Genomic DNA, 21,945 nt, shown 5'->3' on the forward strand with positions numbered 1-21,945 from the left:
CTAATAAAGTATACGCTTACATTTATTGTTTGAAAGCGATTCAGTTCTGTATGCTCTGGTATAAGCATAAAGTGAGCCTTATGACCTTAGCGATTGCTGACGAAAAATGTCATCGTCTAAGATGAAAGATGCGGTTTAGTGAAATTACAAAAATTACCTGATAAAGAGATTGTATTTATTCATGTAATCGGTTATAATAAGAGTAACGAAAACGTGACTGGTACTCACATATTGTAGAGGGTTGTTATGTTAGAAGGTCAAGAGCCTTGTACAATATGTGATTATTCTATTTTATCGGATGTTAATCTTCTGAATAAAGAAGGTCATGTAAATTTAATTTCTTTGGAGGTACTACAATGCAAACAGGTACAGTAAAATGGTTTAACGCAGAAAAAGGATTTGGTTTTATCGAAGTTGAAGGCGGAAGCGACGTATTCGTTCACTTTTCTGCTATCACTGGCGACGGTTTCAAAACTTTGGACGAAGGTCAACGCGTAGAATTCAACGTTGTTGAAGGAAACCGTGGTCCACAAGCTGAGAACGTTGTAAAACTGTAATTTCAGTTTATAAGACGCCCTTAACGTTAGTTAAGGGTGTTTTTTTATTCTAATATTTGTAACTTGTGCAAGAAACAAATAGATATTATTACTGGGAGGGGACTACACATGTACTATTCACGGAAAAATCCATCGCAAGAGATTCCAATGGCAATGACTGACATATGGGAATGTACGAATCCAGATTGCAAAGGATGGATGCGAGATAATTTTGCACTTGCAGATGTACCGGTTTGTTCACAATGCAAGTCGCCCATGACCCGCGCTCAAAAAGAATTGCCGGTGTTGGATAATACAAGCTATAGTAGACCCAACAAAAAGCGTTAATTCTGATGAAGAGTTTATCAAGAATACTAAAAAGCATTAGTTTACTGATGGATGATTGTGATCCACAGATAGACTGATGCTTTTTTTAATTCTGTTAATTATAAATGATAAAGAACCACACATAACATCAACAATACGACAAAACACATAAACAATAGAAAATCATAACTATATTCCAAATATTTGGTGTATACCTCTTTGCATAAATGATATAACATAGTATACTAAATGATAATAGTAAATCTAAACTGAAGGTGATTGTATGGCAGATCAGTCAATATCGCTTAAACCGAGATATGAACAAATGTATTTAACGCTACGTAATCGTTTTCATTCAGGAGAATATACAATAGGAGATAAGATTCCGTCTGAGAAAGAATTAATGGAACAATTTGAAGTGAGCCGGATTACTTCAAAGAAAGCATTAGATATGTTAGTGCAAGATGGATATATTGTACGGCAACCAGGTCGAGGTTCTTTTGTTATTCATAATGGGAATCAATCTGACGTTGTAGAAGCAGAAGAGGCAGGCAAATACGATACTCCAAGCAGACCACGTACAGCCAGTAATCAGATTGTACTTGGACTGATTATGGAAGATTTTAGCGATAGTTATGGTAAAGAAATGCTGGTCGAAATGGAAAGAACCGCTCAAAAAATGGGTGTATATTTGATGTTACGGCTTTCATTTTCACAGACAGATATCGAAGAAAATGCGATACGGATGTTGAGAGATTATGGAGTCGATGGGTTGATTATTTATCCGACTCGCGGGCAGATATTTAATTCTGAAATTTTGAAATTAGTCATTGATCGCTTTCCTCATGTACTGGTTGATCGCTATGTCAAAGGCATTGATTCGACATCGATTAGTACCGATAATGTAGCCGCAGCAAGCCTGGGCACACATTACTTGTTGGATCAAGGACATCGTCATATTGCTTTACTAGCATCTAAAGTAACCGATAATGTAGCGATTGAAGAACGGATCGAAGGATTTGTACAAGCCCATGCAGAACGTGGTGTTGTACTGGATCGCTCATCATGGTTAACCGATATGTACTGGAATAGTAATCAAGAAGAAGATGAGCAAGTGCTTGTTCAACATACTGTCGATATGATTCAGCAAATGATAGAAACCCATCCTCAGATTACAGCATTATTTGCAATGCAGTATGAGTTAGCTTTATTTGCCAAAGAAGCTATTGAACATATGGGACTGCATATTCCGCAGGATATTTCGATTATCTGTTTTGATAGTCCGCAGGCAAGTGCAGCATTATATCCATTTACACATATGCAACAAGATCAACAATCATTAGGTAGATTAGCGATAGAAAATGTACTTGCACTTATCGAAGGTGCATCATTACCTAGCAAAATTTCGTTACAAGCGAATTTGATTCATGGACATTCTGTTACAGAAGCATCTGTTCATTCCTAAGTTATCTAATCCAAAGGTGTATCTTGCTTATTAAGGAGATACACCTTTTTTGCATAGATATACATTTTCTATTCTTAATCTTTTTCTTTAATAACATAATATAATGTATTGACATGTTAATATAGTGTGATTTATTATATAGCTATAAATGTAAGCGCTTAATAAGAGGGGGATTGCAATGAACGATATCGGAAATGATGTATTACCACTCTCTGTTCAACAATTAATAGCAGATGTGCAAGCACATCTTACAGAACGTCCCAAGCTTGCACGTATGTTTAACAATTGTATTCGTAATACACTAACGACGACGCTCAAGCCTTTAGAAGATGGAACCGTATTTGTGATTACCGGAGATATTCCAGCGATGTGGTTGCGAGATTCAGCCGCCCAAGTTAGACCTTATCTTATTCTTGCCAACAATGATGAAACATTAAGTGGTCTGGTCGCAAATGTAGTCAGACGACAAGTGCATTATATTCAGCTTGATCCATACGCGAATGCTTTTAATGAAAAAGATAATGGCAATGGGCATCAAGAAGATAAGACAGAGATGAGCAAATGGATCTGGGAACGCAAATATGAAATAGATTCGTTATGTTACCCGATTCAGTTAGCCTATCTATTATGGCGAACTACAGGCAGAACCGATCATTTAGACGAACATTTCCGCCAAGCTTGTCATATTATTATGACATTATGGCATACCGAGCAGAATCATAATGAACGTTCACCGTATACGTTTGAACGAACTGATTGTCCGGTATCTGATACGCTTCCGTATGAAGGCAAAGGAAATCCGGTTGGTTTTACAGGAATGACATGGTCAGGATTTCGACCGAGTGATGATGCTTGCGAATATGGATATTTGATTCCTTCAAATATGTTTGCAGTCGTTGTACTTGGTTATATGGAGCAGATTGCAAGCGAAGTATATCAAGATGCAGAATGGATCTCTCAAGCTTCGATATTAAAAGCACAAATTCAATTAGGCATTGAACAATACGGAATTGTAGATCATCCTGAATTTGGACGGATGTATGCTTACGAGACCGATGGATTAGGCAATTACAACTTGATGGATGATGCTAATGTACCCAGTCTACTTTCGCTTCCTTATCTCGGTTATTGCACACTGGATGATCCACTATATCAAAATACGAGAAAGTTTATACTCAGTCAGCACAATCCTTATTATTACAGCGGTACAGCGGCTCAAGGGATTGGTAGTCCTCACACCCCTCCTCAATATATATGGCACATTTCGTTAGCTATGCAAGCGTTGACATCTCAACATCAATCAGAAATTCTATCTTTGTTACACACGCTGGAAAATACCGATGCAGGTACCGATTTTCTGCATGAAGGCTTTCATATGGATCGACCGGAAGAGTATACACGCGAATGGTTTTCTTGGGCTAACTCATTATTTAGCGAACTGATTTTGACGTACTGCGGTTATAAAGTGCCCAGTGGCAAAATTCAATCGTCGTAACATAAGACACAAATAGCGATTACGTTGTAAAAGTAAGTACACCTTGGATGTCACATGATGTTGTTTGTACCCAGAACTAACGATAAGGGAGCGATAACGATGGCAAAAGGCAAACGTAAATGGATAGCAGGGTTGTTGGTTAGTTTGACTGTATTAACAGCAGCTTGTTCGAATAACAGCGCAGGAACGAGCGCATCTGGTGGAGATTCATCCAACAAAGTTGTCAAAGTAGCGTATGGAAAATGGAATGAAACAGACAACTGGGGCAAATGGTTAACCAGTGTCAAAACAGAGTTTGAGAAAGCGCATCCAGGTGTGACAGTTGAATTGCAACCGATTCAAGGGGCGCAATATGCGACCAAAATTCCTTTATTGATGTCTGATCCGAGTACTGCTCCTGAAGTACTTGCAGAAGATTCTTTTATGATCAATGCCGATAGTGAAGCAGGATATTTGGAACCGCTTAAAGTCGATAGCTGGTCAGATTGGAGTAATTTTAACGAAGCGATCAAAGCGGCTGCAAAAGGAAAAGATGACAAAACGTATGGTATTCCTTTCTCTACCGATGTACGGGGATTGTATTACAACAAAGAACTATTCAAAAAAGCAGGCTTACCGGTTCCATGGCAACCTAAAAACTGGCAGGATATTTTAACGGCTTCCCAGACGATTCATGAGAAATTACCAGATATTATTCCATTCTGGATGAACTCCGGTAAAGCGGGTCAAGAAGCTACGACGATGCAGACTTTTGAAATGTTATTGTACGGCACAGAGAATCCACTATATGAAAATGGAAAATGGATTACACAAAGTCCGGGCATCCTGAGTTCTCTTAACTTTATCAACAATATTTATTCCAATGGCTTTGGTCCACCATTATCTCAAGTATTGACTGCACAAGCCGGTCAAGTGTTGGAAACAGACCTTATGCCGAATCAAAAAGTAGCGATTGCACTTAATGGTAACTGGTTGACAGGTACATGGGCATCTTCAGGTAGCAAACCTTGGCCAGAAGCGTTAGATGTCTATGATTTTGTCAAAATGCCAACAGAAAATGGACAAGCACCTGGATTCACTTCGATGTCTGGTGGATGGACACTTGCTGTAGGTGCCAAATCGGTTGAAAAAGAATTAGGTTGGGAATTTATTCAATTGGCTGTAAATGAGAAACACAATAAAGAATTTGCAATGTTGGATGGCGCGTTAACACCTCGTCTTGATGTAGCGAAAGACAAAGAGTACAGCGAACAACCAGGTACATTGTATGCAAAAGCGGCTGATTTTATCACGTACACTCATGTTCGTCCAAGCACAGCCGATTATCCTGTTGTGTCTACCGCTATCCAGGAAATGGTCGAAAAAGTAGTAACTAAAGGTGCGAGCCCTCAAGATGCGATGACTCAATATGCACAAAGTGTACAGCGTAGCGTGGGTGCAGACAAAACAGAGACCAAGTAAAGGAAGAGGATCGTTCAATCTATGATGGGTAGATAAGGTTGAGTAGAGGCTTTAGGTAGCGTCGATCAGCCTTATCTGCTCGTTATGATTGTTCGGTAAAGGAGGGTTCCAGATGGAAATGTCACATCCGCGTGTGTCCAAACCCAAACGCCATGGAAGTGGCGAGCAATGGCGTGCAGCTTTATTTTTATCCCCTAGCTGGTTGCTATTGTTACTGTTCTTTTTTGTTCCAACGATTTTGACATTTTATTTTGCCTTTACCAATATGGCACTGACAGGTGCAACAGCAGCCAAAACAGAATTTATCGGGTTTGAGAACTTTAAATATATGTTTCAGGATGCTAATTTTCGTACGTCAGTATGGAATACATTAATTTTCCTGATCTTCTCAGCCGTCATTGGACAACAAGTGATGGGCTTTATTATCGCTGTGATGATGAACGGTCGAAAACAATGGTTCCGTAGTGTTATTGGTTCGATTGTGATTGCAGGTTGGGTCGCTCCAGAGGTAGTATGTGCATTTGTATGGTTTGCCTTTTTGAACGATACAGGAACGGTCAATACTGTGATTGAATCGCTCGGGATGAAGCCGATAGCATGGTTGTATACTTTTCCGATGGTGTCTGTAATTATCGCGAATATCTGGCATGGTACAGCATTTTCAATGATGGTATTTCAAGCGGCTTTAGGAGATGTACCGAAAGAAGTTGAAGAATCCGCGATGATTGATGGTGCTTCAGCATGGCAACGGATGATTCGGATTACATTACCGATGATTATGGGCTCTGTTACTACAAATATGGTATTGGTGACATTGCAGACGCTTGGCTCATTTACATTAATTTATGCATTAACCGGTGGTGGGCCTGGTATGGCGACCGAGACATTGCCTATTTATATGTATCATCAAGCGTTTGTTAATTATCAATTAGGTTATGGAACAGCAATCTCACTAATGTTGTTAGTGATTGGTATTGTCGCCAGTCTGTTGTATATGCGTATGTTGAAAGTGAAGTTATAAAGGAGGAGAGACCATGAGCAGTCTAAATCTTGGTAAACGGCGTCGAATGAATCGTTTTGTGGTTGCACGTACGTTGCCTTATATTATTCTCTCTCTAATCGGTATGTTATTTCTATTACCATTATTATGGTTGTTATTTGCATCGCTAGATCAAAATGCAACATTGGCTCTCAAGCTACCGAGTGCATTTACTTTGGACAATTATGTATCTACTGTGACCAATACCGATAATCAAAAATCGTTTGGCAATGGATTGATATTGGCGGTAGGTCAGGCACTACTTGTAGTGGTTGTAGCAGGGCTAGCTTCTTATCCATTGTCTCGCTATCAACTAAAATATAAACGTTCATTTATGTACATTATTTTATTCGCTACAGGCTTGCCGATTACAGCGGTAATGGTACCTGTATACCAATTTTTTATCTATTTCCGCATGCAAGATTCGCTCTTTTTTACAGTGCTGTTTTTGACTGCATCAGCACTTCCGTATTCGATCTGGATGATGAAGAACTTTATGGATTCAGTTCCGCTTGAATTGGAAGAAGCAGCATGGGTCGATGGTGCTTCGATCTGGACGACATTGCGCTTGGTAATTGTACCGTTGATGTTACCGGGAATTTTTACTGTAGGAATCTTTGCTTTTGCAGGCAGTTGGGGTAACTTTTTGGTACCGTTTATATTGTTGCAAAGCCCGGAGAAATTACCAGCCGCAGTAACAATTTATCAATATTTTGGACAAAATGGTCTGGTGCAGTACGGTACACTTGCTTCGTTTTCGATCATTTATACGATTCCAGCAGTAGCACTATACATTATCGGGCAACGTTATATGTCTCAAGGATTTAGCTTTGGTGGAGCAAATAAAGGTTGATCTTGATGCATGAAAATGGATCTAAACAATATGTTAAAAAGAGTAATGATAGCGTGTAGATCATTGCTCTTTTTTTTGATTTGTTGCGCTATATCGAAATTTGTTGTCAGTTTACATAAAATTTACTGAAATCACTTGGTACAATAGAAGGAGTATTGTATGATATAGGTTGTGAAATCATCCCAATACTTATGAATGGACAAGGTGAATAAATATAATGAAACCAATAGATTTGCAATATAAGATGCCCGCAGAATGGGAACAACATGAACGTACATTATTATCTTGGCCGATTATGGATTCGATGGTCTATCCTGATGATTATGCGACAGTCTGTGATGGATACGAAGAATTAGTTAGCGCTATTGCTGAATTTGAGCCAGTAACACTGGTTGTGAATCCAGATGATGTAGATAATGTAAGCAAGCGTTTTGTAGGTCAAGCGGTAGACTTTTTGCCACTTGAACATAATGATGCATGGTTACGTGATAATGGGCCGACGATCGTTGTTAATGACAAAGGAGAGCGTGCAGGGATCAACTGGCACTTTAACGCTTGGGGTGGAAAATACGAGCCGTGGGATTTGGACGATGCAGTGGCTCCAGCGATTCTCAAACACTTGAATATCCGTCAATTCGATGCACCACTTGTGCTTGAAGGCGGTTCGATTCATGTCGATGGTGAAGGAACGATGTTAACGACAGAAGAATGTCTATTGAATACGAACCGTAACCCTGATCTTACACGTGCAGAGATTGAACAGCATGTAAAAGATTTTACTAATGTAGAACAAATTATCTGGTTAAATCGTGGTCTTGCTGGCGATGAGACAGATGGTCATGTCGATAATGTAGCTTGTTTTGCGGCTCCAGGGAAAGTGATTATTCAAGTGTGTCATGATCCTGCCGATGATAATTATGAGATCACGCAAGAAAATCTACGTATCTTAAACGATGCTGTCGATGCTAAAGGACGCAAGTTAGAAATTATCGAGATTCAGCAACCGCCTATGGTGATGCATGGTGAGCAACGCCTGACACTAAGCTATTTGAATTTCTACTTCGTCAATGGTGGTATTATTTTACCAGTATTCGGTGGTACAGCAGAAGAAGCAGATCAACATGCAATGAATGTATTGCAAGCAACATTCCCTGATCGTAAGATTCGTGCGATTAATGGTATGGCTGTGATTCGTGAAGGTGGTAACGTCCACTGCACAACGCAACAAATTCCTGCTCAAGCTTAATCATATAATGAATGACCTTACTATAGAAAGGATGACAATAACATCATGAGAAATGTCAAAGTAGCGGCTACACAAATGAGCTGTACGTGGGATATCGACGATAACATCCGCAAAGCCGACAAATTGGTTCGCGAAGCGGCGGCGCAAGGTGCGCAAATTATTTTGCTACAAGAATTGTTTGAGACTCCATATTTCTGTCAGAAAGAAAAAGCAGAATATTATCAATATGCGACTGAATTGGAGCAAAACAAAGCGATCAACCATTTCCGTCTTGTTGCCAAAGAATTAGATGTTGTGTTGCCGATTAGCTTTTATGAAAAGAAAAATTATGCACGTTATAATTCATTAGCTGTGATCGATGCAGATGGTGAGATTCTTGGGAAATATCGCAAAAGCCATATTCCAGATGGCCCGGGATATGAAGAGAAGTTTTACTTTAATCCAGGAGATACAGGATTCAAAGTATGGGATACCAAATATGCCAAAATCGGCGTAGGAATCTGCTGGGATCAATGGTACCCTGAAGCGGCACGTTGTATGGCGTTGATGGGTGCAGAATTGCTATTTTACCCGACAGCTATCGGTTCTGAGCCACAAGATACATCAATCGATTCCAAAGATCACTGGCAAGCATGTATGCTCGGTCATGCAGGCGCAAACTTGATTCCTGTCATCGCATCGAACCGAATTGGTAAAGAAGAAGACGAAGATTCGTCGATCAACTTCTATGGTTCTTCCTTTATTGCAGGCGCTCAAGGGAACAAAATTGAAGAAGCGGATCGTCATAGCGAAGGTGTATTAGTCGCTGAATTTGATCTAGATCAATTGGAAACGCAACGTCTGGAATGGGGTATTTTCCGCGATCGTCGTCCTGAATTGTACGGTATAATCGGTACGTATGATGGCGAGAAAAAAGTCTGATCAATTGATCATCTTTGTCATATAGAGCATTATCGAGAAGCATATAAGCTTCTTCTAAATAGAAAACACCTTGTTATCTTTCGAGATCATAAGGTGTTTTTTTTGTTCTCGATATGAGGATGCTGTATGCCTTTGGCTGTATAAAGAATGAAGACTGATATGATGTATAGTTTATTTGGAAATGTGGTTGTATTAATGAATTGTTCTTAATGCTTCAATAACGGTTAATACTACATTAAAGTGTCAACAGACTGCTAAGGAGGATTACAGATGACTAACAAACGCCACATTACACTTAAAGATGGAACTGTTCTACCTGCAATCGGACAAGGAACATGGAATATGGGCGACGATTCTTCTCGTAGACAAGAGGAGATAGACGCGTTGAAATATGGAGTAGAATTAGGTATGACTGTGATCGATACCGCAGAAATGTACGGAGAAGGACGCTCAGAATTGTTAGTAGGAGAAGCGATTCAAGGGATCAGAGATCAGGTGTTTCTTGTATCCAAAGTCTATCCTCACAATGCAGGTGGAGATTCATTGATCCGTAGCTGTGAAAATAGTCTAAATCGACTGGGAACCGATGTGTTGGATTTATATTTACTTCATTGGCGCGGACGTATTCCGTTGGAAGATACGATTCAAGGGATGGAAAAGCTAGTGCAAGATGGCAAGATTCGCCGTTGGGGTGTATCGAATTTGGATACAAAGGATATGAAAGAAATGATGAAATTACCTAATAGCGACCACTGCGCTACCAATCAGGTATTGTATCATTTGGGATCACGCGGTATAGAAGTCGATTTGTTACCCTGGCAAAAAGAACAAGGTATGCCGATTATGGCGTATTCTCCGCTAGCACAAGCAGGATCATTGCGAAGTGAGCTTACAACCGATGCTACGGTACAACAGATTGCCGAGCAACATAGAGTTCATCCTTTCCAGGTGTTGCTGGCATGGTGTATTCGTGATGGTCATGTACTGGCGATTCCAAAAGCATCCAGTCGTAGCCATGTAGAAAGCAATGCGCAAGCAGCAGAACTGGTATTAAGTGAAGCAGAAATCGCTCAATTGGATCAAGCTTTCCCTGCTCCAGATCACAAAGTGCCACTGGATATTATTTAAGAATATGCTCTTTAACTACGTCAGGTTTTTGATCCATCAGCTCCAATAATCTTGAAGCAGAACCATTAGGGCTATTAATACCTCTTTCCCAAGCTTCAATTGTTTTGACAGATACTCCAATAGTTTGAGCAAATGTTTTTTGAGTTAGTGTCATATTTAAGCGAATACGTTTGATATCTTCTTTGCTGTAAGATTCTAACGGCTTTACACTAATAGTTTGTTGACGGGCTGATTTCGTATTTCCTTGTTCATAGTCTATAGCTTGTTCCAAACCTAATTTAATTTCATCAAAAAAGGAAAGATTTTGTTTAGTCATGATTATACCACCTTATAATTACATTATAGATATATACTTTTGAATTGAGCCACTAAGGCTTTAAGCATATTTTTTTCCTGTTGTGTAAGATTAGATTGTTCATTTTTACCGAATGCAGCGATTAGAATAATTTTTGATTGTGAAGGCATATCTAAATAAATAATACGAGCATCGCCACTTTTTCCTCTTCCTTCGCGAGCATATCTCAATTTACGGAGTCCGCCAGTTCCCTGAATCACATCGCCTTTGGAGGGAGAAGTCAATAAATCGTTTTGTAAAGCTTTAAGATCAGTATCATATAGGTCAAGACTTGCAAACTTTTTATCAAATTGAGCAGTCATTATAAATATTCTTTGCATAGATACCTCTTATATATAGCAGGAATAATTAAACAAATTATAAGTTTATAATACCCTACTGAATAGGGTATTACAATAATATAAATAATATATTTTTTCTAAATATGATGGGAGATACCCTATGTACCACTATCGGTTCACCAGTAGCTGGAAGATGGAGACGACTAGAGAGCAATTGTGGGAACTTGTAGATCATTTTGAAGATATCGATTTCTGGCAAGGTGTAAGCTTTGCGAAAATAAAGCAAACTGGAGATGAGAATGGAGTTGGCGATGAGTATGAGTGTACTTTTCGTACCAAAATGCTATTCAAACTCAAAATTCTGCTGAAAGTCGCTGATAAAAGCAAGCCCAATCAGTTTAAATTAATGGTAGAAGGCCCACTTGCTGGTGAAGGAACTTGTTTTTTAGAAGAATTAGATCATGGACGCGCGACACTGATTCGTTGTGTCTGGGAAGTTCGTCTAGATCATTCTATGTTGCGAATAACCAATCCTGTGATGCGTCCTGTCTATGTATGGAGCCATAATAAAGTGATGGATGAAGGCGTAGCAGGAGTAGGGAGACATTTGCAAGCCCGCGTATCCGAAGCTTCTCATACGACCAAAATATATCGTTAATCTATCGCTAATGATCAGGTAACAATTTTTACACAGGGGGCATCACTATGGGGAAATATGAGTTTACCGAAAGCTGGTTGCTGGAAGCAAGTACACATGAAGTATGGAATTTGATTAAAGATTTTGAGAAATTACATTGCTGGCAAGGGGTATCATTTCAACGGTTACAAGAAGGCGCCAGCAAAAATGGAATAGGCGATAAATATAGAATGAATATGAGAACTAAGCTCTGGTATACGATTTCGCTTGATTTTGTAGTCACCGAAAAGCAAGAACAAACGCTGATTTGTCTGGAAGCTTATGGCGATCTGAGCGGGCAAGGTATATTCCGTTTGCAAGAAAGTGGAGCCTATACTCGCTTGCATTACGATTGGCAAGTACACACGAACAAACCATGGATGCAACGCTGGGAACCGTTATTGCGTCCTCTTTTTATCTGGAATCATAATCGTGTCATGGGGGAAGCTGTGCGCGGTATATCTAATCAATTAGGCGCGCGTCTGGTATAATCAATAGATACTAATCAGATGCAGGAAGTGAATCTATGTACCAAAAAGCAATACTACGACTAATATTAATTATACTAGTGATGGTGATTGCAGGATGTAATCACCAAGCGAGTTATGAAGAAAATTCGTACCGAATTAACGATGTAAATATTAGAGCTTTTGTTTTACCAAATGGGAATTTGGATGTGCACGAGTTTTATACGTATACCTTTTTAGATGCTGTTCGTGGAGTTACTCGTTCTATTGGTCAACAAGGACATAAAGGCGTTTCCAATTTTCAAGCGTATGCTATTCCTAAAGGAGAAAGTATACCGTCTATTATTGAACATCCTGAACGCTTAGAGTTGTTACCTGTTCAACAGTATAGTAATAGCAATCTAGATACCTACCAAATTGCTAAGTCTTCTGTGCACGAGACTCAATCTTTTTATTATCATTATGAACTTCAACAGGTTGTACATAAATATACAGATATTAGTGATCTTTACTGGTCTTTTTTTGATCAACAGAATAGTAGCACACTTCACAATGTCCAAATTAGTATTACATTACCTCAAAAAGGCTCTATACAAGATATACATGCTTATCTTAAAGACAAGTATGACGGAACTTTTTTCTTTGATCAAAATCGAACAGTTTATTATGAAACTAAAGAACTTCCAGCACATCAATTATCAGAAATACGTATATTATTTCCATCGCAAATGATGTCTAATATGCAGGCACAACCGATTTTAGCTAAAGATTCACTGATTAGTGAAGAAGACACATTGGCTATAAAATATGCGTCAAGAACTGCAAAGTTACAACAGTTACGCTCTATTTTAAATAATGTCATGCTTGGTTTCATTCTTCTTATTATCGGTGGACTGATCTGGCGAATCTATCATCATCGTCGTGCTAAGAATGCTCGTTTTGCTGAGGGAGAGTTAGAGCATACCGATCCATTATTATTAGCTTATTTGTGGCATCCAGGTCAGGTTATACCTGAAGATATTATAGCTTCGTTATTCTCTTTGTATCGCCGAGATGTCATTACTATAGAGACGGTTCCGATTCGACTTCATTATCTTCACGATAGTACAGCACCGGATTATACATTACGTTTCTCGATTAAAGATGTGATTTCTATCCCTCTGCAAAAAGATGAACGTTATTTGTTAGAGTGGCTTTTCACTGACTCTCAAGGTAGTTTTACATTAGATACTTTAGCAGGACCGACTTTGCAAGAAAAGCATGATCCAGAGCGGATGGAGTATTACAGTGCTTAGTACAAAAAATTCTATAAACATTATCGAAAATGGAGCAAACAAGTTAAAAAACGGCTGGATTGGAATAGCTACTATCATGCGCCGATGCTGTTGTCTCCTATATGTATTGTGCTAACACTACTACATGCAGGGATGCTGGCTTATTTATACGTTATAGATATTTTACCGCCTTTGACAAATGTTATAGGATTAACGTGTTTAATCATTATGACAGGAATTACAATCATGTATTATCGCTCTAAATTCATATTTACGTTATATATGATCGCCTATGTATTGATCCTGACACTTGGCGTGACTATATCCGATGTATACGATCTATTACTATGGTGTAGTATTTTATTATTAATATGGCGTTATGTATTGCCTAATAAAGTATGGACAGATCAAGGATTGCCTTACCGTTACGGAATCAAGTCATTTCGTGGGCAATTACGTACAGGTGGGTATACACATGAGAATAATCCAGAACAATTAGATATATTACTCCAATGCAGTATTATTTTAAAAGAGGGTACATCTTTTTTAGCTACACATCCTCAAGTTACTAGTTATCAATATACCAGTCATGCTATTCCATTACTGTCTGGGGCAGAAATAAATACGTATACGATTCAATACACGTATCAAACGATGAGACGATCAACATATTCTCCATCGGATTCTTCAACAATCTATATTCCTAATTATCGTAATGATTCAGATCAAAACGATTCAGATTCTTCTTCTAACCACTCTTCAGGTGGAGGCGGAGGAGCAGGTACTTTTTGAGAAATAACGATTTCCTTTCATATATATTTAACATTATGTTTACTTCACTAAAGATCGGGTAAGTTGTAGATAAGCAATACACAAAGGAATCAAATGAAACTCAAGTATAGATTGAATCATACTGAAGGAGGAAATAAAAATGACTGGAAGAAAAGCGTTATGGAGTGCGATCGGAATGGGTGCAGCGTATCTTATGCGTAACAAAAGTGCACGTGATAAAGTGATTTCTCAAGTTCGTCGTGTAGCAACATCGATACGTGATAAGAAAAGTGGTAATTCATCCAATACAACCAACAACAATTACTAAGGTAAGCTTGAAATAAATAGAACTGAAACGCCAACAACGTAGACTTTATACGGGGTAGGCGTTTTTTTATTGACAAATACCAAGTTATCGGATAGGATTTAACAATAAACCGACTGACGAGTCAATCAAGGGGTTGATCGTATCGATCATACAACGTTAAGTCCTCGCGAACAGGATGCGATAGAGAAGCGTGACAAGTTGATGCAAATAGCGCTCAAGCAATTTGTAGATGCTGGTTATCATGCGACTAAAGTGTCTGATATTGTTGCAGAAGCAGGGGTAGCGCAAGGAACGTTTTACTGGTATTTCAAAAGCAAAGAAAGTATAGCACTTGAAATTATAGAGCAAGGTAGACAGCAATTATTGGAAGTGATTGGTGTAGGTTATCGCACCCATTCAGGCACTGCTGATGATATGGTGCAAGCTTCTGAGAAATTGTTATATCGATTATTTCAATTTGCTGAGCAGCATACTCATTTGATGCGGATGTTATTAGACGGTACAGGCTTTAGCGAAGCGGTAAGGGAACAGATTATGCTCACTCGTTCACACATGGAGCAAGGATTTGTGCAGAATATTCAGCGAGCTATAGAGTTGGAGATGTTACCGGTACATACGGAAGCGTCTGTACGGGCAGCCTTTTTGATGAGTCTGATCGAAGGGGTAATTGTACGCTGGTTGTTCAATTCAGGCACAAGTACATCTTCTTCAGGTCTGGCGAATCGTAGCGCTGAACAATTGGCAAAAGAAACAGCACGTTTTGAATTTTATGGTCTGCTGGGCAGAACCGATTAAAGGAGAATAACAGGATGAAATTATTGCGTCGTACATCTACACCGATTGCTTTGGCTATGTTGCTTATGGTTGTACTGGTATTGAGTGCTTGTGGTAATGCGACTCCACGTTCAACAGATACCAATACAGCAAGTAATACCACTTCAGAAAGTACAGCAACGACAGCTTCAGGAAATGAACTTGAAAATATTAAATCTGCGGGTGTGCTTAAAGTTGGATTGATGGGTACGTATGCCCCTTATAACTTTTTGAATGCGAATAAAGAAGTCGATGGATTCGATGCAGATATCGCCAAAGAAGTAGCCAAGCGTCTAGGAGTCAAAGTTGAATTTACTACACAAGCTTTTTCTGGACTGATTCCAAGTCTACAAGCAGGCAAATTCGATGCCATTATTAGCCAGGTAACGATTACAGATGAACGTAAGCAACAACTGGATTTCTCTGATCCTTATATTACTAATCAGGTTAAAATTATCGTCAATGCTAATAATACTGATATTACCAAGCTAGCTGATTTTAAAGATAAAAATATCGGTGTAGGGCTAGGTACAAATGATGAAACGTACCTGCGTACAGAAGTATTGCCACAGGTCGGTAATTTTACGATCAAAACGTATAACGATGTGATTACTTCTCTACAAGATTTGAATGTGGGTCGTATTGATGCCACGATCAATAATATTTATGCACTCAAACCGATCGTTGAAGAAAATGGATTCAAAATCAAAGCTGTCGGTGATGCAATCAAATCCGACCAAGCGGGTATCGCTATTCGTAAAGATAATCCTGACCTTTTAAAAGCATTGAACAAAGCATTAACAGACATGAAAGCAGACGGCACGTACGATACTATTTTTGTAAAATGGTTCGGTGAAAAACCTGCGGCTGAATAATAGCAAATATCAAAGCTTGATCAGGACTGCGTTCACTACGGTGCGCAGTCTTCTGTTTTACCTTGATCAAGAAGGGAGATAAAAGATATGCAATTAGTATGGGATAACCTACCTTTTCTTTTAAAAGGTGCAGGTTATACATTATTGATTACCGTAATATCGATGTTTTTTGGATTGATTATCGGCGTGATTGTAGCGATAGCACGTATGCAAGGCAATCGTCCGATTCGCTGGATTGCCCGGTTCTACGTATCTGTGATTCGGGGGACGCCTGTGCTTGTACAGCTAGTGATCGTGTATTACGGGCTGACGGATTATGGAATTACACTGGATGCTATTCCAGCCGCCTGTATTGCTCTAAGTATCAATATCGGTGCGTATTTATCAGAGACGTTTCGCGGAGCGATTCTTTCGATTCCGAAAGGGCAGACCGAAGCGGCTTATGCAACAGGGATGACTTCAGTGCAGACAATGTGGCGTATTATTTTGCCACAAGCGGCACGCACAGCCATTCCACCGATGGGAAATACCTTTATCGGGATGCTCAAAGAAACGTCATTGGTATCGGTGATTACCGTAACCGATTTATTGCGGTCGGCTGATTTGTTGATTGCTCAATATTATGTATATATGCCTTTTTATATTGGAATTGCGATTATGTACTGGATAATGAGTACGATATTCTCAACGATTTTGGAACGAATTGAACGAAGACTTGCTAAAGCATACTAAAACGAATGTGAGGGAAGAATTATGATCCAAACTCGTGGATTGTCCAAAACATTTGGCACACATCAAGTATTGCATGAGATTGATTTGGATGTACAAGCAGGTGAAATTGTTGTACTACTAGGCCCCAGTGGTTCTGGAAAAAGTACATTATTGCGCTGTCTGAATGGATTAGAAGACCTGAGCGCAGGTTCGATAGAAGTGAATAGTATTGAAGTCAACAGCGCGATGAAGCTAAAAGAACGTCAGCAAAAAATGCTCCAGATTCGCAGACAGACCGGTATGGTGTTTCAACAATTTAATTTGTACCCTCACAAAACAGCACTTGGAAATGTGACTGAATCTTTGCGAATGGTCAAAAAGCTAGACGCTACTCATGCTCGTCATATCGGCGAAAGGGTATTGGATCGAGTAGGATTATTGGAAAAGAAAGATCAATATCCTTCACGGTTATCAGGAGGACAACAACAACGGGTTGGTATCGCTCGGGCATTAGCAATGGAACCGGATATTATTTTATTTGATGAACCTACTTCTGCTCTTGATCCAGAATTGGTAGGAGAAGTGCTGGATGTTATGAAATCATTAGCGCAAGAAGGAATGACGATGATTGTTGTGACTCATGAGATGAAATTTGCCCGTCAGGTTGCTAATAAAGTGATTTTTATGGATGAGGGACGAATTATTGAGCAGTCTGATCCTGAATCCTTTTTTGAACGACCTGTTACAGACAGAGCGCAACGTTTTCTTAGTAAAGTAATGGATTATTAATACAATATAACGAAAGCAGGTAGAGATCATGAATGTAACGACAGTATGGAATGGTAAAAGAGCGTTTGAAGCGGTAGGGCCTTCCGGTTATCCAATCGGTATGGATGCTACAGCCGCTTATGGTGGCGATGGTAAAGGGGCAACACCGATGGAATTATTGCTTGCTGGTCTAGCAGGATGTATCGGTATAGATATTACGATGATTTTGGATGCATTTTTGCATAACATCGATAAGATTGAGATCGAAACAGAAGGTACCCGTAAAGAAGCGATGCCTAAAGGATTTACAGCGATAGATCTTATTTTCAAAGTAGATGGAGATATTCCAGATTATCGGGTATGGAAAGCAATTCAGATGGGTAAAGAAAAGTATTGCGCAGTCTCGGATTCACTCAGTGCCGATATTCATTATCGTCTGATTTTGAACGGAGAAGAAGTGGTACAACCCGCTTAAAAGCAAAGAGATGTCTTGTTACTTATACAAGATATCTCTTTTTTTATAGGATAAGAGCAAGTCTTTCTCCAAATAAGTGAAAAATTATACATAATAAAGATAGTCAACGACTATTCGTTAAACGCATTAAAGGGTAGTTTATACATATGAAAGCTTTCCGATGATAAATTGTGAAAGTGCGTACGGCAACATGGAGGGGAATACAGTGATTAACCATTCAGAACAAAATCAATTGATTTATGAACATATATATCGTATGTCTCCTTTTGGGATTGCTGTTATCTCACCTAAAGATGGAGCATGGTTACAGGTGAACCCTGCTTTTTGCAAAATGCTTGGTTACTCCGAAGAAGAAATGTGCCGGATGCGTGAAGAAAATATTACTTGTTTGGAAGATCAATTTCAAATCGGATATCAAAGTATACACGCACAAATGAAAGAGAACCAATCAGAACAATACCATACAGAACATCGGTATTTGCACAAAAAAGGTCATTTAATTTGGACGTCGATCGATGTTTCGATTATTTATGATATGCAGAATCAACCTTTATATTATATTGCTCAATTTCAGGATATCACCTCGCAAAAAGAACACGAGATGATTATTGCTGAGAATGAAGATTTATATACTTTAATTACCGAGAACGCGCGGGATTTAATTTCATATAGTACGCCGGATGGAACATTACGTTATGTATCAGATTCATTTTATGCTGTGCTCGGATATCACCCTGAAGAAATGATCGGACAAAATCGGATGCAATATTATCATCCTGATGATGCATTACAAATGAAAAATAGCGGCAATTCTTATCTAGAATGGGGTACGATGACCCGTCGTCTCAAACATAAAAAAGGTCATTATTTGTGGTTCGAGATTTTATTTCAAGTGGTGCGTAATGAGCAAGGAGATATCGAGAAAATTCTAGGTGTGGGACGTGATGTGAATGAGCGCAAAAAGAATGAAGATCGACTGGTTGAAGCTCAGCGGATAGCGCATATTGGAGCATGGGACTGGGATATATCGAATCAATCTTTTAGTTTTGCAGAAGAAACAAGACGTTTGTTTGGATACGCATTTCGAGCAGAAGAACCTTATACAGAAGAACTTTTGAAAATGATCCATCCTGAAGATCTGCCAGATTTCCGTAAAGCGATTCGTTACACGCTGCTTACTGGTGAAGGTGGCGACCATATTTACCGTATTATTTTAGCCGATGGTACGATGAAATATTTGCAGTCTCACTGGAGTGCGGCACTTGATGATCGAGGTCAACCGATTCATATTATCGGGATGACACAGGATATTACAGAACGCACACGTATGGAAGAACGTCTCAAAGATAGTGAGCGTAATTATCGCTTGATCTCAGAAAATTCGCTAGATTTTATATCGCGTAATTCTGTAGAAGATACAACTTATCTGTATTGCTCACCTGCTTGTTATTCTATTTTGGGTTATCAGCCTGATGAATTAGAAGGAACCCCGGCAATTGATTATATTCATCCTGATGATGTAAGTACGATCAAACAGTATATGACTCTCAATCTACAAGGAGAACAGCCTCAACCGATTACTTATCGACAGCGCCACAAATCAGGTAGCTATGTATGGATGGAGTTGTCCGGTCGCTACGTATACGATGAGCATGGAAATATTCAAGAAATGGTATCGATAGCGCGTGATATTAACGATCGCAGACAGGCGGCTTTGTTAATTGAAGAAAGCGAACAGCGGTACAAATCATTATTTGAATACAATCCAGCAGGTGTATTTTCTTTTGATGTGAACGGACGTTATACCACTGTTAATTCCAATATGGAGAAATTGCTAGAACGTACAGAAGCAGAATTGATCGGGATGCCTTTTGAACCGCTGGTTGCTCCTGAAAATATCTATGATACAGCAGAACATTTTGAATTAGCATTAAAAGGCAAACCGCAAACCTACGAATCTCAGATCATTTTGAAAAATGGAGATCGACGTGCAATCAGTCTGGTCAATGTACCGATTGTTGTTGATAAGCAAATTGTAGGTGTCTACGGTATTGCGACAGATATTACCGAAATGAGAAGATATATTGAACAGATTGAGAAGTTGAGTAATGAGTATACGCTTATTCTAAATTCGGTATCTGAAGGTATTTTCGGTCTGGACAATGAAGGGATAGCTACCTTTATTAATCCAGCGGCAACACGTATGCTAGGCTATCATGCACGCGAATTAATCGGCAAACATCTACTTGATATGTTCCAGCTAGCACATCCAGATGGTGGGCCGTATGTTGCTAAAGAAAATCCAATCTATGTTGCATTATTAGAAGGTTGTTTTCATGAAGAACAGGAAGCTATTTTCTGGCGTAAAGATGGTTCTAGCTTTCTCGTATCATACCGGATTACACCGATCTGGGATCGAGGCAAGCGCAAAGGTGCTGTTATTGTTTTTAATGATATTACCAATGAGAAGCAAATTATTCGTGCCAAAGAACTGGCTGAACGTGCCGATCGTGCGAAGTCTGAATTTCTAGCTATTATGAGTCATGAGATTCGGACACCGATGAATGGAATTATAGGCATGACCGGCTTGCTAGCAGATACACCACTAGATGAAGAACAACTAAGCTATACCGAAATTATTAAAGATAGCAGTGATGCATTACTGCATATTCTAAATGAAATTCTAGATTTTAGTAAAATAGAAGCGGGTAAAATGGTGCTGGATCATGAACCGATAGATCTAGTGATGTTAGTTGATAGTGTACTGGATCTATTCACTTCCCGCGCCGCCGAAAAAGATATTCAGTTAACTTATCATGTAGACAATAGGGTACCTGCTTCAGTGGTAGGCGATGCTTCTCGATTGCGACAGGTGTTGGTTAACTTGGTGAGTAATGCGATTAAATTTACCGATCAAGGAAGTGTACGGTTGTCGATTTCGCTATTAGATATGCGGTCGACAGGAGAATGTGTTTTGGAGTTTGAGATCAAAGATACAGGAATCGGTATATCTTCAGACAAACAGGATAAATTATTCCAATCGTTTTCTCAGCTTCATCCCGCAATCAATCGTAAGTATGGAGGAACAGGTCTGGGTCTGGCTATTTGTAAAAAGTTGATTGAACTGATGGGTGGTTCGATCGATGTGGACAGTGAAGAAGGGCAGGGAGCGACATTCCGTTTTGTTGTTCCATTCAAGCCGTTTGACGAATCGATCCATGCTATTCAAGCGATAGGAACAAGTAGCAATCATCAGAACCGTTATATGATGCCTGAATTTAAGTACGGCCCTTTGCGGATTCTACTAGCGGAAGATCATCCGGTCAATCAGAAGTTAATGGTCGAGATTTTGAAAAAGATTGGGTATCAAGCAGATGTAGCCAATAATGGACGTGAAGCTTTATCAGCGGCGATTGCTCATCCTTACGATATTATATTTATGGATATACAAATGCCTGAGATGGATGGTATTGAAGCTACTCGCAATATCCGTGAACGTCTGACAGAGCAAGAACAACCCGTAATTATTGCTGTTACTGCTTTTGCACGAATGGAAGATCGCCAAATGTGTTTGGACGCAGGGATGCAAGACTTTATTAGTAAACCACTACGGTTCCCTGATATCGATCGTGCTCTACAACAATATGCTAAATATATTCAGTCATCCGAATAAAGGAGGC

General features: G+C 39.3%; 23 protein-coding genes. 21 read left to right on the forward strand and 2 right to left on the reverse strand.

The window, feature by feature from the left end; genetic code table 11:
* The first annotated feature begins 356 nt into the window (after positions 1-356).
* From ACFSGI_RS00130 to ACFSGI_RS00175, 10 genes are all read left to right on the forward strand, one after another.
* Positions 357-557 (forward strand): cold-shock protein, encoded by a 201-nt coding sequence (locus ACFSGI_RS00130; protein WP_069329657.1) that lies wholly within the window; start codon positions 357-359, stop codon positions 555-557.
* A gap of 108 nt (positions 558-665) precedes the next feature.
* Positions 666-884: a cold-shock protein gene (locus ACFSGI_RS00135; RefSeq protein WP_204826365.1), complete on the forward strand. Its 219-nt coding sequence runs from the start codon at positions 666-668 to the stop codon at positions 882-884.
* A gap of 262 nt (positions 885-1,146) precedes the next feature.
* Entirely contained in the window at positions 1,147-2,328 is a 1,182-nt protein-coding gene (locus ACFSGI_RS00140; RefSeq protein WP_204826366.1) for a GntR family transcriptional regulator, read from the forward strand.
* Between the two features lie 178 nt (positions 2,329-2,506).
* On the forward strand, positions 2,507-3,823 hold the full coding sequence (locus ACFSGI_RS00145) for a glycoside hydrolase family 125 protein (RefSeq protein WP_204826367.1): 1,317 nt from the start codon (positions 2,507-2,509) through the stop codon (positions 3,821-3,823).
* Between the two features lie 99 nt (positions 3,824-3,922).
* Positions 3,923-5,284 (forward strand): extracellular solute-binding protein, encoded by a 1,362-nt coding sequence (locus ACFSGI_RS00150; RefSeq protein WP_204826368.1) that lies wholly within the window; start codon positions 3,923-3,925, stop codon positions 5,282-5,284.
* 118 nt (positions 5,285-5,402) lie between these two features.
* Positions 5,403-6,305, forward strand: coding sequence for a carbohydrate ABC transporter permease (locus ACFSGI_RS00155; protein WP_204826661.1), 903 nt, complete (start codon positions 5,403-5,405; stop codon positions 6,303-6,305).
* 13 nt (positions 6,306-6,318) lie between these two features.
* Positions 6,319-7,176 (forward strand): carbohydrate ABC transporter permease, encoded by an 858-nt coding sequence (locus ACFSGI_RS00160; protein WP_379282107.1) that lies wholly within the window; start codon positions 6,319-6,321, stop codon positions 7,174-7,176.
* A gap of 217 nt (positions 7,177-7,393) precedes the next feature.
* Positions 7,394-8,422, forward strand: a complete 1,029-nt coding sequence (locus ACFSGI_RS00165; protein ID WP_204826369.1) for an agmatine deiminase family protein — start codon at positions 7,394-7,396, stop codon at positions 8,420-8,422.
* Positions 8,423-8,467: 45 nt separating this feature from the next.
* Positions 8,468-9,343 carry an N-carbamoylputrescine amidase gene (gene aguB, locus ACFSGI_RS00170; RefSeq protein ID WP_204826370.1) on the forward strand — a complete coding sequence of 292 codons (876 nt, stop codon included), beginning with the start codon at positions 8,468-8,470 and terminating at the stop codon, positions 9,341-9,343.
* Between the two features lie 270 nt (positions 9,344-9,613).
* Positions 9,614-10,471, forward strand: coding sequence for an aldo/keto reductase (locus ACFSGI_RS00175; protein ID WP_204826371.1), 858 nt, complete (start codon positions 9,614-9,616; stop codon positions 10,469-10,471).
* Here the strand turns inward: ACFSGI_RS00175 and ACFSGI_RS00180 are convergent.
* Both ACFSGI_RS00180 and ACFSGI_RS00185 read right to left on the reverse strand, forming a co-directional pair.
* Positions 10,464-10,787, reverse strand: a complete 324-nt coding sequence (locus ACFSGI_RS00180) for a helix-turn-helix domain-containing protein (RefSeq protein ID WP_204826372.1) — start codon at positions 10,785-10,787, stop codon at positions 10,464-10,466. The two genes, ACFSGI_RS00175 and ACFSGI_RS00180, sit on opposite strands and share 8 nt — an antisense overlap.
* 23 nt (positions 10,788-10,810) lie before the next feature.
* Positions 10,811-11,146 (reverse strand): type II toxin-antitoxin system RelE/ParE family toxin, encoded by a 336-nt coding sequence (locus tag ACFSGI_RS00185; protein WP_204826373.1) that lies wholly within the window; start codon positions 11,144-11,146, stop codon positions 10,811-10,813.
* 121 nt (positions 11,147-11,267) lie between these two features.
* Here ACFSGI_RS00185 and ACFSGI_RS00190 point away from each other — a divergent pair, with 121 nt between their 5' ends.
* The 11 genes from ACFSGI_RS00190 to ACFSGI_RS00240 all read left to right on the forward strand — a co-directional run bounded on the left by ACFSGI_RS00190 (position 11,268) and on the right by ACFSGI_RS00240 (position 21,938).
* Complete coding sequence (locus tag ACFSGI_RS00190) at positions 11,268-11,765, forward strand: SRPBCC family protein (RefSeq protein WP_204826374.1); 498 nt, start codon at positions 11,268-11,270, stop codon at positions 11,763-11,765.
* A 47-nt stretch (positions 11,766-11,812) separates the two neighbouring features.
* Positions 11,813-12,274 (forward strand): SRPBCC family protein, encoded by a 462-nt coding sequence (locus tag ACFSGI_RS00195; protein ID WP_204826375.1) that lies wholly within the window; start codon positions 11,813-11,815, stop codon positions 12,272-12,274.
* 35 nt (positions 12,275-12,309) lie between these two features.
* Positions 12,310-13,545: a DUF2207 domain-containing protein gene (locus ACFSGI_RS00200; protein ID WP_204826376.1), complete on the forward strand. Its 1,236-nt coding sequence runs from the start codon at positions 12,310-12,312 to the stop codon at positions 13,543-13,545.
* A 207-nt stretch (positions 13,546-13,752) separates the two neighbouring features.
* Positions 13,753-14,316, forward strand: coding sequence for a hypothetical protein (locus ACFSGI_RS00205; RefSeq protein ID WP_379282112.1), 564 nt, complete (start codon positions 13,753-13,755; stop codon positions 14,314-14,316).
* Between the two features lie 139 nt (positions 14,317-14,455).
* The gene (locus ACFSGI_RS00210; protein ID WP_204826378.1) at positions 14,456-14,623 is read left to right on the forward strand and encodes a hypothetical protein; all 168 of its coding nucleotides are present in this window, start codon (positions 14,456-14,458) and stop codon (positions 14,621-14,623) included.
* A gap of 201 nt (positions 14,624-14,824) precedes the next feature.
* The gene (locus ACFSGI_RS00215) at positions 14,825-15,418 is read left to right on the forward strand and encodes a TetR/AcrR family transcriptional regulator (protein ID WP_204826663.1); all 594 of its coding nucleotides are present in this window, start codon (positions 14,825-14,827) and stop codon (positions 15,416-15,418) included.
* Positions 15,419-15,432: 14 nt separating this feature from the next.
* Complete coding sequence (locus ACFSGI_RS00220; RefSeq protein WP_379282114.1) at positions 15,433-16,311, forward strand: substrate-binding periplasmic protein; 879 nt, start codon at positions 15,433-15,435, stop codon at positions 16,309-16,311.
* 87 nt (positions 16,312-16,398) lie between these two features.
* Entirely contained in the window at positions 16,399-17,043 is a 645-nt protein-coding gene (locus ACFSGI_RS00225) for an amino acid ABC transporter permease (protein WP_204826379.1), read from the forward strand.
* A gap of 21 nt (positions 17,044-17,064) precedes the next feature.
* Positions 17,065-17,811, forward strand: coding sequence for an amino acid ABC transporter ATP-binding protein (locus ACFSGI_RS00230; protein ID WP_204826380.1), 747 nt, complete (start codon positions 17,065-17,067; stop codon positions 17,809-17,811).
* A 28-nt stretch (positions 17,812-17,839) separates the two neighbouring features.
* Entirely contained in the window at positions 17,840-18,265 is a 426-nt protein-coding gene (locus tag ACFSGI_RS00235) for an OsmC family protein (RefSeq protein ID WP_204826381.1), read from the forward strand.
* A gap of 205 nt (positions 18,266-18,470) precedes the next feature.
* Positions 18,471-21,938 carry a PAS domain S-box protein gene (locus ACFSGI_RS00240; protein ID WP_379282118.1) on the forward strand — a complete coding sequence of 1,156 codons (3,468 nt, stop codon included), beginning with the start codon at positions 18,471-18,473 and terminating at the stop codon, positions 21,936-21,938.
* Positions 21,939-21,945: the final 7 nt, after the last annotated feature.

The sequence above is a fragment of the Paenibacillus nicotianae genome (assembly GCF_042681745.1).
GTDB lineage: Bacteria > Bacillota > Bacilli > Paenibacillales > Paenibacillaceae > Saccharibacillus > Saccharibacillus nicotianae.

Bases quoted from the DNA above. Each gene is read 5' to 3' on its own strand.
- ACFSGI_RS00130 (WP_069329657.1), top strand. From the start codon at position 357: ATGCAAACAGGTACAGTAAAATGGTTTAACGCAGAAAAAGGATTTGGT.
- ACFSGI_RS00135 (WP_204826365.1), top strand. From the start codon at position 666: ATGTACTATTCACGGAAAAATCCATCGCAAGAGATTCCAATGGCAATG.
- ACFSGI_RS00140 (WP_204826366.1), top strand. From the start codon at position 1,147: ATGGCAGATCAGTCAATATCGCTTAAACCGAGATATGAACAAATGTAT.
- ACFSGI_RS00145 (WP_204826367.1), top strand. From the start codon at position 2,507: ATGAACGATATCGGAAATGATGTATTACCACTCTCTGTTCAACAATTA.
- ACFSGI_RS00150 (WP_204826368.1), top strand. From the start codon at position 3,923: ATGGCAAAAGGCAAACGTAAATGGATAGCAGGGTTGTTGGTTAGTTTG.
- ACFSGI_RS00155 (WP_204826661.1), top strand. From the start codon at position 5,403: ATGTCACATCCGCGTGTGTCCAAACCCAAACGCCATGGAAGTGGCGAG.
- ACFSGI_RS00160 (WP_379282107.1), top strand. From the start codon at position 6,319: ATGAGCAGTCTAAATCTTGGTAAACGGCGTCGAATGAATCGTTTTGTG.
- ACFSGI_RS00165 (WP_204826369.1), top strand. From the start codon at position 7,394: ATGAAACCAATAGATTTGCAATATAAGATGCCCGCAGAATGGGAACAA.
- aguB (WP_204826370.1), top strand. From the start codon at position 8,468: ATGAGAAATGTCAAAGTAGCGGCTACACAAATGAGCTGTACGTGGGAT.
- ACFSGI_RS00175 (WP_204826371.1), top strand. From the start codon at position 9,614: ATGACTAACAAACGCCACATTACACTTAAAGATGGAACTGTTCTACCT.
- ACFSGI_RS00180 (WP_204826372.1), bottom strand. From the start codon at position 10,787: ATGACTAAACAAAATCTTTCCTTTTTTGATGAAATTAAATTAGGTTTG.
- ACFSGI_RS00185 (WP_204826373.1), bottom strand. From the start codon at position 11,146: ATGCAAAGAATATTTATAATGACTGCTCAATTTGATAAAAAGTTTGCA.
- ACFSGI_RS00190 (WP_204826374.1), top strand. From the start codon at position 11,268: ATGTACCACTATCGGTTCACCAGTAGCTGGAAGATGGAGACGACTAGA.
- ACFSGI_RS00195 (WP_204826375.1), top strand. From the start codon at position 11,813: ATGGGGAAATATGAGTTTACCGAAAGCTGGTTGCTGGAAGCAAGTACA.
- ACFSGI_RS00200 (WP_204826376.1), top strand. From the start codon at position 12,310: ATGTACCAAAAAGCAATACTACGACTAATATTAATTATACTAGTGATG.
- ACFSGI_RS00205 (WP_379282112.1), top strand. From the start codon at position 13,753: ATGACAGGAATTACAATCATGTATTATCGCTCTAAATTCATATTTACG.
- ACFSGI_RS00210 (WP_204826378.1), top strand. From the start codon at position 14,456: ATGACTGGAAGAAAAGCGTTATGGAGTGCGATCGGAATGGGTGCAGCG.
- ACFSGI_RS00215 (WP_204826663.1), top strand. From the start codon at position 14,825: ATGCAAATAGCGCTCAAGCAATTTGTAGATGCTGGTTATCATGCGACT.
- ACFSGI_RS00220 (WP_379282114.1), top strand. From the start codon at position 15,433: ATGAAATTATTGCGTCGTACATCTACACCGATTGCTTTGGCTATGTTG.
- ACFSGI_RS00225 (WP_204826379.1), top strand. From the start codon at position 16,399: ATGCAATTAGTATGGGATAACCTACCTTTTCTTTTAAAAGGTGCAGGT.
- ACFSGI_RS00230 (WP_204826380.1), top strand. From the start codon at position 17,065: ATGATCCAAACTCGTGGATTGTCCAAAACATTTGGCACACATCAAGTA.
- ACFSGI_RS00235 (WP_204826381.1), top strand. From the start codon at position 17,840: ATGAATGTAACGACAGTATGGAATGGTAAAAGAGCGTTTGAAGCGGTA.